Origin of the sequence: Allofrancisella guangzhouensis, assembly GCF_000815225.1 — a bacterium.
Taxonomy (GTDB): Bacteria; Pseudomonadota; Gammaproteobacteria; order Francisellales; family Francisellaceae; genus Francisella; species Francisella guangzhouensis.
On the sequence record NZ_CP010427.1, the window covers coordinates 445,901 to 461,299 of the forward strand.

Below are 15,399 nucleotides of genomic sequence, written 5' to 3' on the forward strand. Positions count from 1 at the left end.
TGTTATGAATTTATCTGTTATTTTTATCTTACCAGAAATATTACTAGCAATAGGTGTTCTAGTTGTAATGTTCTCGGGATTATTTTTGCATGGTAAAATTAGGAATATTAATTATATCTTTTTTCAGGTGTTTGTAAGCTTGGCACTCATAGCTACTTTTGCTAAAGAGTATATTTTACAAGCAGGAAGTGCCTTTGAGGGTCAAGTAGTCTTTAATGGCTTTGCCTATACATTACAACTTGTAATTTTAGTGTTATCTTTATTTGTTGCTTTATACTCACGTGAGTATGTTAAAGATAGAAAAATTTCCGATGGTGATTTTTATACATTGCTAATATTAGCTATCTTGGGATCAATGGTTTTAACTGCAGCACATAATTTGATAACTATTTATATTGGCTTGGAATTATTGTCATTGCCATTATATGCTTTAATTGCGATTTATCGTGAATCTGGTAAAGGTTTAGAGGCTGCAATTAAATATTTTATCCTTGGAGCAATTGCCTCAGGATTATTACTTTTTGGTATGTCATTCGTTTATGGTATTACAGGACAGCTTGATATTACCAATATTGCTAAATTTATAACTACTAATAGCTTTGACAGTTTAGAATACAAATTCTTACTTATCTGTTTAGTAATGATGACAGCAACTTTCTTATTTAAGCTAGGTGCAGCGCCATTTAATATGTGGTTGCCAGACGTGTATGAAGGAGCACCAAATGCGGTTGCTAATATTGTAGCAACTATCCCTAAAGTAGCAGCATTTGCTATGTTGGTAAATATCTTATTTGTTGGTTTCCCTGAATTTAAAACCTCATGGGTATATTTGTTTAGAGTAATTGGTATTGCATCAATATTCTTTGGTAGTTTAGTAGCATTATCACAGACTAATATAAAAAGGCTGTTGGGTTATTCAACAGTCTCACAAATTGGTTTTGTACTATTAGCAACAACTCTAGAACCACAAGGTTATGCCTTGGTGGCAGCTAGTTTTTATGTGGTCGTATATGTGTTTACAACTTTGGCAGCATTTGGTGTTTTAACCACTATTAGTATTGGGGGTTATGAAGTACAAAGCTTTAATGATTTAAAAGGCTTTAATACAAAAGATCCATGGTTGGCATTTATTTTCTTGATAGTATTATTCTCAATGTCTGGTATTCCTCCATTTGGTGGGTTTATTGCAAAATTATTTGTTATTATGGGGTTGATAAATAATGGTAGTTACATTTTGGCTTGTTTTGTGTTATTCATGGCGGTAATAGCTTCATTTTATTATATCCGTATTATCAAAATGATGTACTTTGATGAACCTGAAAATGAAGAGGCAGTAAAAGCTCCACTTACCTCTTTAGTAGCGTTAAGTGTGAATGGTTTAGTGTTACTTTTCTTAGGTATTATGCCAATGATGCTTTTATCTGTTCTTAGTAAAGTTGTTAATGTAATATAAGGTTTAATTTTAGTTTCATATTTTTCTATAGTGCTAGATTGTATTCTGAAAGCTTGAAATAAGTTGATCTATCATTATTGTCAGAATTTAAAGGTTTTTCGCTTATTTTAACCTAAAAATACTCACAAACCTTTAATTTACAACTCTTTTAAGCCCGAACTGAGGTTAAGTATAACAACTTGCTCTTTGAAGCATCGCTGCTCCAGCAAGCGAGTCCATTTAATCAGTTAAATCAGTCTTTATAATATGCTGTTGAATTAGCTATGAGAAGATTGAAATCATATCTGTGAATTTCATAACAAATCAAATATATTTATATGAGAATTACTAATAGGTTTTATAATACTTTTATACTTATTATAAGCAGTTTCGCAGGACAAGTTATAAATTGGGAACTCTATTAATTCTTCACAAAGCTCTATAGTGATTTCCTCATTACATAGTCGCCAATATAATAACTCTAGGTCGCGTTGAGTGACATTTCTAAGTTGAATCTCCTTTTCTATATTTGCTTTATGATTTATATATTCTTTATGTTCAGTATCAACTGGTCGATGAGTTTTAAGGTATGAAAATTTTTTATCCAAATTTAACTTATTTTCCCAGTAATTATCTTCCCTAATTTTATTCCAAGCTCCATCCTTATTAAATAGTAAAGTAGTTCCAGAATTGCGACGGACAAGACCAAATTCAGGTCCTTGAACCTTTATATCATATCCCAGTTCAGATCTATCTTTTTTATGGCTTGCAAAATCAAGATTTTTAGTTTCATCGTATGATGGGTGTGAATGAGCAATAATTTTTCGACTCCAAAAATGATTACTTAAAAACCCCGATGTATTTATGGTTGCAGCTAGGTTTTGGTCTTGATATGCGTCTTTACCATTTTGAACTTTCAATCCCATGGTGGGAGTAAGCATCTTTCTGGTTAAAAAATTCGGATGAAACGCTGGTGGGTACTTGCCATTAAAAATTGATACATGATTGCCAATATTATTGACAAGCTTAGGATTTATAGACGGTTTAGCATAGAAAATACCAGCTTCACAATCAGGACGACCTAGCAATTTTGGAAGTGAAGCCATGGTTTTCAGAGTAACTCCAAGCTCTGGAGTATTCCAGCATATAGTTTCTCCTTTGGCTAATATTTTCAATATTTTAGCATTTAATTCTAATTCCACATTTAACCCTAGTTATTAACTATATAATATTATTTAATGAGAAAGGCTTAAAGACCTTTATTTACTCATAAAACTTTGCCTGTACTAAACAATATTTATTGCTGTAATATTAATTTGAAGATTAGATTTGTGTTAGGCTCCGTAGTTGCTGTTCTATATTTTTGTCATATCCTTCTTTAAATTGATGGGTTTGGTACCACTCTAAAGCATCTTTGTTTTTAAACCTTACAGAATTACTTAGACTAGAACTATAATTATTTAAAAGCCATGATATACTTCTATTGTTCATAAAATAGCATCCTTGTATTAAAGGAGTTAAAGGTTCTGTTTTAGTACTGTCTATAGGCATGTCCCATACAGTATTGATGTTATATATTGGGAAAGATTTTTTTAAACTTTCTAGTACCTTGTTATTTGAAAGTTTATCACACCCTCCGATGAAGTATTGACTAATCATTTCTGTTGTATTGTTTAGTCTAGGACGTTGCAGTAGTAATTCAACTATCTCTACATAACCATTTTGGCAAGCAATATATAAAGGCGATGAGCCATCTGTTTTAAGCTTGTTTGGGTTAGCGTTATGGGTTAATAATAGGTTAACTATCTCCGCATATCCTTGTTCGCAAGCAATGTATAAAGGTGATGAACCATCTGTTTTAAGCTTATTTGGGTTAGCATTATTTTGTAATAATAAATTGACTATCTCTGTATATCCTTGTTCGCAAGCAATGTATAAAGGTGATGATTTATCTGTTTTAGGTTGGTTAGGATTGACATTATTTTGTAATAATAGATTGACTATGTCTGTGTATCCATGTTCGCAAGCAACATGTAAAGGTGATGATCCATCTGGTGTAAGTTGGTTTGGGTTAGCATTATTTTGTAATAATAGATTGACTACATCTGTATGGCCCCCTTGGCAGGCAACGTATAATAGTTCACTATCTTTCCAAGATGTAATTTTTGTAATGGTTTCAATAAGGTATGGCTTATAACTCTCAAGGCTTACGTATTCTTTGAAGGTTTTTTCAGTATATTTTATAATTTCATGAATTATATTATAATACTCAGGTTTTTCGTCTAATTTTTTAGCGAAATTGTTATAATCGTTATTATTTAACTTTTGTTCATCTACCACTAAAAAATTCCCTTTCTTAATATATGACAACATATCGCTTACGTTAGTAAAACTTTTAAGTTTATCTACTATCTTATGACTATGATAGATGCCGTTTTTATTATTTAGAATTAAATTACAAGAATATTTTTTTATATTTTGAAGCTGCAACCTTTCATATTCATTTCTATAAATAACTGAACTATAATTCTGCGGGCATTTGGGGTTCATATAGATTGATATATTTAAAGCCAATGTTTGAAAGTGATTTGAACTAAATCTAAAAGCATCAAATATTTCACCGACTAATTTTCTATAACTATCATTTGCATTTAATATGATATTAGCTTTAAAACTATTCTGCTGCATTAAATTAGCATCATAAAATAACAGATTTGCCCCGTCATGACTTATTGCTACAGCATGGTTAACATTATTTAAAAAGAAATAAAAATGTAATCCAGACTCTATACATTTAGTGATTAAAGAATTAAAAACGTCAGTGTAGTCTGAAACCTTGCCATAGAACGGTTGATTGTATACCTGCAATAAAGAAGAGTTTTCTGTGTGAGTTATATTAAGATTCTTATTATAAACTTTACTAACACTATGTGTTAATTCGCTATTTACTACATACGGAGATGTTTTTAATATGTTCTGGTTTGCTATTTTATAATCATTATTTAAAAATGTGTTACTAGGCTTATGGTATGCTAATAATCCATCTAAAAATGCTCTTATTGATATGATTAATTCGTATGTAATCTTAGAATTTCCAAGATTTAGGTATAAATTAGCCTGACCAACTGATTTGTGTTTAGATAATTCTTTTTCAAATAAGTATACGTGATTAATCAGATCAGTTAATTTGTTATATTCTTTGCCGTTAAATGACATTTGCGGCATAGTTTCACTTGTAAGTATTTGCAACCTCTCATAAAATGTAACCACATCATCAGCTAAGATGGCTTGTCCCCACATGGCAGAAAGTCCAAAGCATAATCCACTTGGGAGACCTAAAGTATCATAGTAGTCACCCCATTCACAATTTTTTGATATTTTATATATATTTTTTTTTAAAATTATTATAATAAGTCATTTTAAGCTATTTTCCCCTAAGCATAATTTCTTAGATTGTATTTTTAAATAGTTTGAAATTAGTTGAAAGAGGGTTTAGGATGTAGTTTATTAGGTTTGTGGAAATCAAATAAACGAAAAGTAACTAAAAATGGCTAGCCATTTAACTCTTTCAGGTAGGTATTATATAGAATTTACTTGAACTGGAATATATATAAGTGAAAATAGATAGCAAAATATGATTATAATCGTATTAATTTTTTGCTGCCAGTGAGGCTATTTAAGTTTTTTATAAATCAATATTTAAACTTTTTGCTAAAGCTTTTAGTTTTTTCATAGTATCTGGAAGTTGCTTAATAGCTACCCATTGGCGCATTAATTCCCGCCCTTCATAAGCAGGGTAGCCCATCTGGCTTTGTCCAGCAGGTACATCTTTCATTACGCCAGATTTAGCACCAATTCTAGCACCAGCTCCTATCTTAGTGTGATCTTTGATGCCAGCGTTGCCAGCTATTATAACTCCGTCTCCAATAGTTACAGAACCACTAATCCCGGCTTGGCCGCATATCATACAACCTTTGCCAATAGTCACATTATGACCTATCTGTACAAGATTATCAATTTTTGTAAAATCACCAATGATAGTTGAACCAAATTTAGCAATATCTATACACGTTGATGAGCCAATATCAACATAATTGCCAATAATAACATTTCCAATATGTGGAACTCTGATTATACTTTTACCATCCTCTGAAGGTCTGTATCCAAAACCGTCACTGCCAATAGAGCAGTTTGAGTAAAGCCTACAAAAGTGTCCTATTTGAGTCCTTTCTCTAATGGTGACGTTTGGCCATATGATACAATTTTGTCCGATAGTAGTTTCATCATAGATACTTACATTTGCATATATGGTAGTGTTATCACCAATAACTACATTTTTTCCTATGTAGACTCCTGATCCGATAGAGACATTAGCCCCAATAGTTGCAGTTGGTTCGACAACGGCTTTTTCGTGAATACCATTTTGTTCTGGGTTAGGCTTAGAAAATAGCTCTAAAGCTTTTGCCATAGCCAAATCTGCATTATTTACCAGGATTAAAGGTCTATTGTTATTAGTTTCTTTTATAGCTTCGCGTAAATCTTTGCTAATGATTGCGGCACTTGCCTTAGAATCTTGCCAAAGTTTAATATGCTCACTTTTGTTTATTAAGGTTAAATCACCATTTTTAGCTAAATTAGCATAATTTAAACCAGATATATGGAGGTTATTGGTAGAGGTAAAATTAATTAACTCACCACCAATTTGCTCAGCAACTTGCTGTATTGTGTATTTCAACTAAGTCTTCCTTACTAATTAATTTTATTTACACTAATTCTATCATATTTTTAATAATTTTATTTATAAAAATTAATTAATTATACAATATTATATTAACCTACACCAAAGTCTGTATTATTGGCTAATATCTCAAACTGAGGGTTATTATATAGATATTTGTATTCTTCTAAAAACCATTTTTTTAATTCATCATCTGCTTTAATCTTAGTAGTGTTGTTTGTATAGATATTCAAGGTTGTGTGCTTAAAATGTTTTTTTGCTATTTCAATGTCTTTTCTTATAATTTCTTTAGTTTGTCCTTTTACTCCTATTAGTAAACAAACAGAGTCAAATAGACTGCTAAGCTCTTCAAGAGACTTATAGTTAAAGCCTTTGTTAAGAATATTTTCTCTGAAACTGTAATCGAAGCTTTCTAATCCTGTTTTGATAAATATGTTGGTTTCAAAAATTTCTTTGATCTTATGTAAATGGTCTTTGTACATCCAGTGTGCTTCAACAAAAAGTAGATTAATGTTTTTTTCTTTAACAATTTGTTTTATACGATTTTTTGTTTCTAGAGGAAGTTCAAAAATATTGCCAGAGTTGATAATTTCTAAAATGCCAAATTCGCCAGTTATATTTTCTAGTACCTTAAAATTTATTGAATTAATTTCATCAATATTTTTAGAATTATCTAGAATATAATCACAAAAAGAACATTTTCCATAAGCACAAGGTCGGCTTTTTAAGAGTACTATTTCACGCTTGTAGCGATAAACATTTATAATTTTACTATAACGTTGCATAATTATTTGATATATTTTTGTGCTTGTATTAGAGCTAATTCATTTGTGTTTAACTCATGGGTGGTTTTAAATATGCCATCTAAACATTTAGTTACTTTATTTAAGGCTTGAAAAAGGTTTTTGCCTTTTAAGAGATAGCTTAAAAACATCGCAGCTGTGATATCTCCAGAACCACTTACAGATGGTTGAACTTTATATTTTGGTGATTCTAAGTATTTAAATTTATTTTTATGATATATTGCAATACCAGTCGTAGAGTTGTTAAAAGTTGTGCTTGTAATAATGATTATTTGGTTTGGGTTTCTAGTCTTAGTTATTAGATTTTTACAAGCTTTGATAATATCATCAAAGTTTTTAATTTTAGTTTCACTTAGTACAGAAAGCTCAAATAAGTTGGGAGTAATAATATCAGCTATAGGTAATAAATGCTCCAAGAAAATGTGAGGGTGCTTTTCTGTCGCAAAAATGTGCCCTTGCTGGTCATTAGTGTCGTAGATATCGCCAAATACTGGATCACAGCAATATAGAGCATTTTGATTGTTTTTTTTAATGATTTTGACTGTACTGGCAATAACCTTAGCTACTTTAATATCGCCTATATAACCAGAAAGCACAGCATCGTGTTTAGTTAAAAAATTATTAACAATCATACCATCAATAACGTTTTGGACTCCTTTTGCACTAAAAAAAGATCCTCTATAGTGCTGATATTGAGTATGATTAGATAATTGTACTGTGTAAATAGGAGACACTTCTATGCCAAGCTTCTGCATTGGGAATATAGCTGCTTTATTACCTGCGTAACCATAAGCGACATGAGATTGAATAGAAAGAATCCTTGGAGTTTTAGAAATAATCATCAGATTTTATAAACCTAGAATATTTCTTACGTCAGAAAGTAAATTCACTGAAGCTTGTTTGTCACCAAAAGTACCTATTTTGATGTACATATTTATTATATCGTTGTTACTTTTTATCATTTTTATTTCAAAAGGGTCTTTATTTGATTTAACGATACCAGATATTTCAGCGTAACCGTCTTTTATATCACTCTTTTTTATATCATAATTTCCATTGTTATTAAGGGCTAATTTTGTAGCATTGTAAACGCTTTGGACACTTGTATTATCTATTTCGGCAGAAAAAATACCATTTATAAAGTTAACGACAGACTTACTCGTTGAGTTTAAATCTTCAGCTAAGCTACTATTATTTGAGCATGCAGATAGCACTAAAGCAGTTATCAAACATAGAGTTAGTATTTTCATGTTTTTCATTTTAGAATCTCCTAATCAAATAGAGCTAACCTAAATTTTACAATATATCTAGCTTTTTGTATAGGATACGCTTCTTTGTAAAAGCTATATAGCATAAAAAAATGTTATATTTCTGTTGATTATCAGAATGATAATGTTCTTTACGACGAACTTTAATTTTTATAGTTGATAAATTTGAGCTTGCTAGGAAATTTAGCTAACTTATTTTATTTTACTATAGATCATTAACTTAACAACCTTTAGGTGAGGCAAAAGGTACTAACAAACCTTGAAAAAGCAATAATAGACCCTATACTTTATCAAAGTGGTATTTAGGCTTTTGGAGAAAGGTTGTGTCAGCATATAATCAGTTTAGTGAATTGCTAGAATTTTTAAATAATAGAGTAGTTGGACAAGAAAATTTAAATAAACGTTTATTGATCGCTCTTTTAGCAGGAGGACATTTGTTGGTTGAGGGAGCTCCAGGGCTAGCAAAAACTACAGCAATAAAAACGTTATCAGAATGTATAGATTGCTCGTATCATCGTGTGCAATTTACTCCTGATTTACTGCCAGCTGACCTGACGGGCACAGAAATCTATGTGCCACAACAACAAAGTTTTGAGTTTCAATTTGGACCACTATTTCATAATTTACTTTTAGCTGACGAAATAAATAGAGCTCCTGCTAAAGTTCAATCAGCTCTTCTTGAGGCAATGGGTGAAAAACAAATAACTGTCGGTAAAAGAACTTATCCATTAGCAGATTTGTTTATGGTAATGGCTACTCAAAACCCTATTGAGCAAGAGGGAACTTATCCTTTACCAGAAGCTCAATTGGATAGGTTTATGATGTTTATTAAAATAGTATATCCAGATCCTAAAACGGAAGCTAAGATACTGGCTATTAGTCGTGGCGAAGCTTTAGGATATAAGTTTGAGTATCCTAGTATCACTCAAAGAGTAATTTTTACAGCTCAAAAAGAAGTACTAAATATACAGATGTCTCAGGCTGTAGAGGACTATATCATAGAGTTAATACTAGCAACTAGGAATCCAGCTAAATACAGTCAAGATGTAGCAAAATGGATATCTTTTGGAGCAAGTCCAAGAGGTACGATAGCCCTTGATCGAGCAGCAAGAGCTCATGCCTGGTTATCTGGTAATGATTTTGTGTCTCCAAGTGATATTCATGCTGTTATATATGAAGTTTTACGCCATAGAATATTGTTAACATTTGAGGCTGAAGTCGATGGTATAACAACTGATGATGTTATCACCAATTTACTCAAGGTAGTACCAGTTCCATAGAGGGTCAGCTTAAATGAAAAGCTATAAAGGTATAAAACCAGAAATCAGTGAGTTATTAAACTATCGTTACCAAGCAAAGGCTTTAAAGCTTTTTGCTAACCAAAGAGTTAATAATATAAATGCTGGTAGTAGCCTTTCTAAGGCGAAAGGTCGGGGTATGGACTTTGATGAAGTTCGCCATTATCAGGCTGGTGATGACATCCGCTTGATGCATTGGTCACTTACAGCTAGACTAGGTAAGCCTTATACTAAAGTTTATCATGAAGAAAAGGAGCGTACAGTATATTTTGTACTAGACCAGCGTAGTACTATGAAGTTCGGTACTAGAGAGTGTTTTAAATCAGTAAAGGCAACAAACACTCTGGCTTTAATGAGCTTTGGGGCTTTAGAAGCTCATGAAAAAGTCGGCGGGGTAGTCTTTGATGATAATGGATATAACTTTTATCCGGCTAAACAAAATAAAACATCTTTAGTTAAAATGTTTAATTTTATAATTTCTGAAGAAATTGAATACCAGACTAAATCTGAAGGTGGTTTAGCGACGGTTTTAAAATTTTTATATTCAAAAATACGTAGTAATAGTATAGTAATATTGATTAGTGATTTTACTGATTTCAATAGTGACGCTCAGCAATATCTGAAGTTTTTGGCTAGAAAGAATCAAATTATAAACATTTTTACTTATGATCCTATAGAAAAAGCTCTACCTACTTTGGGTCTTTATTATTTTAGTAATGGTAAAGAAAAAATTGTTTTAGATGCTGCGAATAAAAAACAAAATCAAATTTATCAAGATATATACAGTACTAGGTATACAGCTATAAAAGGTTTCTCCCATAAACATAAAATAGGCTTCATAGAAATAGCAACAAATGATGATTTGGTAAAAACCATAAATCATGGGATAGTTAACTATGCAAACTAATAATCTTTTAGATCAGTTAAGAGATATTTATCTACCTGCTAGAGTGTCTCAATGGTGGCCACTAGCATATGGTTGGTGGATCGTTATAGGTATTTTTGTTGTCGGATTAGTTTTAATAGCGTTTCTTTTTTATAGAAAGAAAAAACGTAAAATATACAAGCAATCTATTATAAACGATTTTAAAGCCACAATTCAAAAGACCCTCGAAAATAAACCTCAAGAAGTATTACAAGATATATCTATTTATCTAAAAAGAGTAGCACTGCAGAAATTTCCTAATGAAGATATTAAAGTGTTGCACAGTAAGGCGTGGATTGAGTTTTTAGATACTAAATTAGACAATCAAGAATTTTCTAAATCATCTGGTAGATTACTTACTGATAGCTATAAGCTACAAATTTTAGAAACTGCTGAGTTACAAGAGATAATCACAGTGTCAGAAAAATGGTTAAGGAGGGTTTTATGATAAAGGTCGAATACCCTTGGTTTCTAATATTGATTATTTTACCTGTCTTGGTATATTGGATTTTACCTAGAGCAAAAAAAGATGAGCAATTAGCTTTAAAAACCCCTTTTTTCAAGGAAATAAAATCGCAAATTACCGATGGTGGAAGTAGTAATTTTAGGCGTGCTAATTATCTAAAGTATCTATTAGGTATTATATGGGTGTTTTTGGTAGTTTCAGGATCAGGGTTGCAATGGTTAGGCAAACCAATGAATTTGCCACAAAGTGGTAGAGATCTGATGATAGCTATTGATTTATCTGGAAGTATGGCAATACAAGATATGAAAAAAGCTGATGGTCAAATGGAAAGTCGGTTTGATCTAGTTATGCGGGTTGCTAACCAATTTTTAGAGACCCGAAAAGGTGATAGGGTGGGATTGATACTTTTTGGAAGTAAGGCGTATTTACAAGCGCCGCTTACTTTTGACATTCCAACAGTTAAAAAAATGCTTAATGATTCAAGTATAGCTTTGCCTGGACCTCAGACTGCTATAGGTGATGCTATAGGTCTTGCTGTTAAAAAACTTATGCAATACCCAAACCAATCAAAAGCTTTAGTACTATTAACAGATGGTGAGAATAATTCTGGTTCATTACAGCCATTACAAGCAGCTGAACTTGCTAAAAAAAATGGTATAAAAGTATACACCATTGGTTTAGGTGGGGGGCAGATGATTATGCAAACAGCATTTGGCCAAAGAATTATAAATACCTCGGAAGATTTAGATACTAATGTGCTTAAAGAGATTGCCAAAATGACTGGAGGAGAATTTTTTAGGGCTCAAAATAGTAAAGATTTACAGCATATTTATCAAGAAATTGATAAATTAGAACCAGTTGAATCAGATAAAACAGTAATCAGACCAGTTACTTACATTTACCCGTGGAGTTTGGGAGTAGCATTGTTACTAAGCTTTATTATGTCGATTATTTGGCTTAAACGTAGGAGAGGGCATAAAATATGATAATGTTGCATTTTTTACGTCCGTGGTGGCTTTTAGCTTTGATCCCAGCATTGCTTATTGTAGTTTTCTTATTTAAAGATTCAGCAAAAGCAAATAGCTGGGCTAAAGATTGTGATAAGCATTTATTAGATCATTTGTTAGTTGGGCAAGAGTCGAAAATCAAAAAATCATTGTTACCATTAGGTTTTTCATTAATTTGGGGATTAGCTATAGTGGCTTTAGCTGGTCCAACGTGGAAGTTTAAAGAGGCTGTTATATATCAAAAAAGTACCTCACGAGTGATAGCTTTAGATGTTTCTCAGTCAATGGATACAACAGATATTTCTCCAAGTCGCCTTGAACGAGCTAAGTATAAAATATATGACATCTTAAAGAGAATTACAGAGGGACAAGTTGGCATGGTGGTATTTTCAAGTGAGGCTTTTGTAGTTTCTCCACTTACTTCTGATGCAAAAACAGTAGAAAATTTGGTTTCAGTATTAAATACAGATATTGTTCCAGTACAAGGAAATGATATTGCTAAAGCTTTGCAAAAATCAGCGGAATTGATATCTCAAGCCGGGGCTACTGAAGGACAAATAATTCTAATTACAGATTCTACACCTACTGATAAAGCAATAAAAGAAGCTCAAAAACTCTCAAACAAAAATATAAAAGTAGATGTTTATGCTATAGGTACCCCAAAAGGAGGTATAGCAAAAGATAAAAGCGGTAACTATCTAAAAGATGAGCAAGGAAATATAGAATATTTTGGTGTAAATCTGCCAGAATTACAGAGTTTAGCCCAAGCTGGTGATGGTAAGCTGATTACTTTAACAGCTAATAATAATGATGTAAAAGCTTTACTTACAAGCATAAAAAATAATGCAGATACTAGAAAATCCGAGCAATTATTAGTAAATATGTTTTGGCAAGATGAAGGTGTTTATATAATCTGGGTACTAACTATTTTGAGTGCATTGCTCTTTAGAAGAGGTTTTTTGGAGAGAGTATGTCGTTAAAAAAAATAATATTTATTATGATTTCGCTATCAGGTTTGGCTTTAGCTAGCACATGGGATAATATGTGGCAAACTAAAGATCAACAAGGAATGAGCTATTTTGATAATGCAAAGCCTAAAGATGCAGCCCAAGCATTTGAAAATAGTCATTGGAAAGGAGTTTCTTATTACAAATCTGAGGATTACCAAAACGCATATGATGAGTTTAAAAAAGATAGCTCAGCAACCGGGTTGTATAACCAGGGAAATGCTTTGACTCAGTTGGGTAAATATAAAGAAGCTATAGATGCGTATAATAAAGCAATACAACAGCGACCAGACTTTGAAGATGCAAAAAATAACTTAGAAATTACAAAAGAGCTAGAAAAGCAACAGCAAAAAAAGAATAATTCTCAAGACAACAAAGACAACAAAGACAACAAAGACAACAAAGACAACAAAGACAACAAAGACAACAAAGACAACAAAGACAACAAAGACAACAAAGATAACAAAGATAACAAAGACAACAAAGACAACAAAGACAACAAAGACAACAAAGACAACAAAGACAACAAAGACAACAAAGACAACAAAGATAACAAAGATAACAAAGATAACAAAGATAACAAAGATAACAAAGATAACAAAGACAACAAAGATAACAAAGATAACAAAGATAACAAAGATAATAAAGATAATCAAAGTGATCAAGACCAGTCTCAACAAAATACAGCTGGTCAATCACGAGAAGATCAACTTAGCAAAAAAGAGGCAGACAAACTATTGTCCATGATAGATGATGACCCAGGTGGGCTTTTAAGACATAAGTTTGTAAGGGATTACCAAAGAATAATAGGAACTAGTCGTGAGAATTAATCTATTTAAAACAGTTGGCTTTATATTATTAATATTGTTTACATTAATTAATATTAGTTATGCTGATGTATCAGCAACTATAGATAGAACTCACCTTGAAAAGGGTGAAACAGCTCAGTTAGTATTACAATTAGATAACTTTAATACTAAACCGGATTTATCTGTATTAGATAAGGATTTTATAGTCTATAACACCAGTACTAGTAATAAAACAACAATTATAAATGGTAAGAAGAGTTTTCAATATGAAATGATAGTTACTCTAATGCCAAATAAATCAGGTAATTTAACTGTTCCAGCAATTAAAATCGGCAATCAAACTACCAAACCTATACAAATCAAAGTTGATGAGTCATTATCAAATGAAGAAGAAACTAAATATAATGACCTTTTTGCAATAGGTACTTTAGCAGCTACAAAAAGCTATGTAAACGTACCGGTGCTTTATACGCTTAAGTTTTATTATTCAAAACCAATATTAAGCCTTCAAGCTAAACCATTTCAGATTAAAAATTCTGAGATACGCCAGACTAGTCATAGAGTGGTTTATCAAAAAAGAGTTAATGGTAGAATGTATGATGTTCTGGAGGAAAGCTTGTTGATAGTTCCCCATAGTACAGGTAAGATCAACATCCCAGCTATGGTTCTACAAATTGCTACGCCCAATGGGTTTGGTCAGCTAGGTGCTAAAACAGAATACGTATCAACCAAACCTCTTAGCTTAAATATAGTACCTATTCCAGATAATGTGGATATTCAAGATTGGTTTCCAGCGTCAAGTGTTAGCTTAAAAGATAACTGGTCACAGGAAATAGACATTAAAGAGGGAGAACTTGTTACAAGGACTATAAAAATCACCGCAGATGGTGTTTTAAGTGATGATATTCCAAAATTGGAATTTGAATCTACAGATGGTTTTAATATATATGCTGAAAAGCCAAAATTAGAAGATATTGAAAATGGTGGCAAGCTTACAGGAGTAGCAACATATAAGATTGGTTATATGCCAATAAAACAAGGTAAAGTCACTGTACCAGAACTTAAACTTAAATGGTACGATGTAGATACTCATAATTCAAAAGTAGCTAAAATAGCTGCAAAAGAATTTAATATTCAAAAAGGTAACATTTCAAATATCAACCTTTTAGAGTCTTCAACTCCAGACACTAAAGTAATCTATAAAAAAATAGTAGATTCTTTTTGGCGGAATATTGCAATATTTTTTATTATTTTATGGGTTATTACTTTACTTTTGTTACTAAAATGTAAACTTATAAAAGTTAGACAATCATACCCTCGTGAAAATACTAAAAGTGTAGCACCCAAGAGATTTGAAATTCTAAAAGAAATAAAAAAAGCTTGTTCTAATAAAGATAATTTTGCTTTGCAAAAAGCTTTAATTAATTGGGCAAGCTTAAAGTTTGAGAAAGAGATCTTTTCATTATTAGATATAGCTGATTTTGTACCACAACTTTTGCCGGTATTGAAAAATCTTAATGCAGCAATATATGCAGATAAAAGTTTTAATCAACACGAAGAGTTATTGGAATTAGTAAGCAGTATAAATAAGAAGCAAAAAAGTCATCAATCTGCTAAATTGATTAAAGGTTTATACGAAAAGTAAA

Annotated in this window: 14 protein-coding genes; 8 read left to right on the plus strand and 6 right to left on the minus strand. The window is 31.6% G+C overall.

Features of this window, described 5'->3' with window-relative positions:
- The first annotated feature begins 4 nt into the window (after positions 1 to 4).
- A complete protein-coding gene (locus SD28_RS02030; RefSeq protein ID WP_039123485.1) occupies positions 5 to 1,453 on the plus strand; it encodes an NADH-quinone oxidoreductase subunit N in 1,449 nt (482 codons plus the stop codon).
- Positions 1,454 to 1,746: 293 nt separating this feature from the next.
- Here the strand turns inward: SD28_RS02030 and SD28_RS02035 are convergent, their stop codons facing one another.
- From SD28_RS02035 to SD28_RS02060, 6 genes are all read right to left on the minus strand, one after another.
- Positions 1,747 to 2,634 (minus strand): hypothetical protein, encoded by an 888-nt coding sequence (locus SD28_RS02035; RefSeq protein ID WP_039123486.1) that lies wholly within the window; start codon positions 2,632 to 2,634, stop codon positions 1,747 to 1,749.
- Between the two features lie 121 nt (positions 2,635 to 2,755).
- On the minus strand, positions 2,756 to 4,732 hold the full coding sequence (locus SD28_RS07750) for an ankyrin repeat domain-containing protein (RefSeq protein WP_052251857.1): 1,977 nt from the start codon (positions 4,730 to 4,732) through the stop codon (positions 2,756 to 2,758).
- 385 nt (positions 4,733 to 5,117) lie between these two features.
- Positions 5,118 to 6,167, minus strand: a complete 1,050-nt coding sequence (gene lpxD, locus SD28_RS02045; RefSeq protein ID WP_039123487.1) for a UDP-3-O-(3-hydroxymyristoyl)glucosamine N-acyltransferase — start codon at positions 6,165 to 6,167, stop codon at positions 5,118 to 5,120.
- A gap of 95 nt (positions 6,168 to 6,262) precedes the next feature.
- Positions 6,263 to 6,955 (minus strand): radical SAM protein, encoded by a 693-nt coding sequence (locus SD28_RS02050; protein WP_039123488.1) that lies wholly within the window; start codon positions 6,953 to 6,955, stop codon positions 6,263 to 6,265.
- Positions 6,956 to 6,957: 2 nt separating this feature from the next.
- Complete coding sequence (pdxY, locus tag SD28_RS02055) at positions 6,958 to 7,815, minus strand: pyridoxal kinase (protein WP_234385039.1); 858 nt, start codon at positions 7,813 to 7,815, stop codon at positions 6,958 to 6,960.
- Positions 7,816 to 7,821: 6 nt separating this feature from the next.
- Positions 7,822 to 8,232, minus strand: coding sequence for a DUF3568 family protein (locus SD28_RS02060; protein ID WP_039123489.1), 411 nt, complete (start codon positions 8,230 to 8,232; stop codon positions 7,822 to 7,824).
- 332 nt (positions 8,233 to 8,564) lie between these two features.
- On the opposite strand from SD28_RS02060, the gene SD28_RS02065 reads away from it, so the two are divergent.
- The 7 genes from SD28_RS02065 to SD28_RS02095 are packed head-to-tail and all read left to right on the plus strand — an operon-like array spanning position 8,565 to position 15,398.
- Positions 8,565 to 9,521 carry an AAA family ATPase gene (locus tag SD28_RS02065; protein ID WP_039123490.1) on the plus strand — a complete coding sequence of 319 codons (957 nt, stop codon included), beginning with the start codon at positions 8,565 to 8,567 and terminating at the stop codon, positions 9,519 to 9,521.
- 13 nt (positions 9,522 to 9,534) lie between these two features.
- Complete coding sequence (locus SD28_RS02070; protein ID WP_039123491.1) at positions 9,535 to 10,446, plus strand: DUF58 domain-containing protein; 912 nt, start codon at positions 9,535 to 9,537, stop codon at positions 10,444 to 10,446.
- Positions 10,436 to 10,912: a DUF4381 domain-containing protein gene (locus SD28_RS02075; protein ID WP_039123492.1), complete on the plus strand. Its 477-nt coding sequence runs from the start codon at positions 10,436 to 10,438 to the stop codon at positions 10,910 to 10,912. The genes SD28_RS02070 and SD28_RS02075 overlap by 11 nt, the downstream gene beginning before the upstream one ends.
- A complete protein-coding gene (locus tag SD28_RS02080; RefSeq protein WP_039123493.1) occupies positions 10,909 to 11,916 on the plus strand; it encodes a vWA domain-containing protein in 1,008 nt (335 codons plus the stop codon). The genes SD28_RS02075 and SD28_RS02080 overlap by 4 nt, the downstream gene beginning before the upstream one ends.
- Positions 11,916 to 12,917 (plus strand): vWA domain-containing protein, encoded by a 1,002-nt coding sequence (locus SD28_RS02085; RefSeq protein WP_096334718.1) that lies wholly within the window; start codon positions 11,916 to 11,918, stop codon positions 12,915 to 12,917. Before SD28_RS02080 ends, SD28_RS02085 begins: the two co-directional genes overlap by 1 nt.
- Positions 12,908 to 13,774, plus strand: a complete 867-nt coding sequence (locus tag SD28_RS02090) for a tetratricopeptide repeat protein (RefSeq protein ID WP_039123494.1) — start codon at positions 12,908 to 12,910, stop codon at positions 13,772 to 13,774. Before SD28_RS02085 ends, SD28_RS02090 begins: the two co-directional genes overlap by 10 nt.
- Entirely contained in the window at positions 13,764 to 15,398 is a 1,635-nt protein-coding gene (locus SD28_RS02095) for a BatD family protein (protein ID WP_039123495.1), read from the plus strand. The genes SD28_RS02090 and SD28_RS02095 overlap by 11 nt, the downstream gene beginning before the upstream one ends.
- Position 15,399 lies beyond the last annotated feature (1 nt).

What these genes read in the sequence shown, in the direction of transcription:
- SD28_RS02030 (WP_039123485.1), top strand. Translation starts at nt 5, where the DNA reads ATGAATTTATCTGTTATTTTTATCTTACCAGAAATATTACTAGCAATA.
- SD28_RS07750 (WP_052251857.1), bottom strand. Translation starts at nt 4,732, where the DNA reads ATGTGGGGACAAGCCATCTTAGCTGATGATGTGGTTACATTTTATGAG.
- SD28_RS02050 (WP_039123488.1), bottom strand. Translation starts at nt 6,955, where the DNA reads ATGCAACGTTATAGTAAAATTATAAATGTTTATCGCTACAAGCGTGAA.
- pdxY (WP_234385039.1), bottom strand. Translation starts at nt 7,815, where the DNA reads ATGATTATTTCTAAAACTCCAAGGATTCTTTCTATTCAATCTCATGTC.
- SD28_RS02060 (WP_039123489.1), bottom strand. Translation starts at nt 8,232, where the DNA reads ATGAAAAACATGAAAATACTAACTCTATGTTTGATAACTGCTTTAGTG.
- SD28_RS02070 (WP_039123491.1), top strand. Translation starts at nt 9,535, where the DNA reads ATGAAAAGCTATAAAGGTATAAAACCAGAAATCAGTGAGTTATTAAAC.
- SD28_RS02075 (WP_039123492.1), top strand. Translation starts at nt 10,436, where the DNA reads ATGCAAACTAATAATCTTTTAGATCAGTTAAGAGATATTTATCTACCT.
- SD28_RS02080 (WP_039123493.1), top strand. Translation starts at nt 10,909, where the DNA reads ATGATAAAGGTCGAATACCCTTGGTTTCTAATATTGATTATTTTACCT.
- SD28_RS02090 (WP_039123494.1), top strand. Translation starts at nt 12,908, where the DNA reads ATGTCGTTAAAAAAAATAATATTTATTATGATTTCGCTATCAGGTTTG.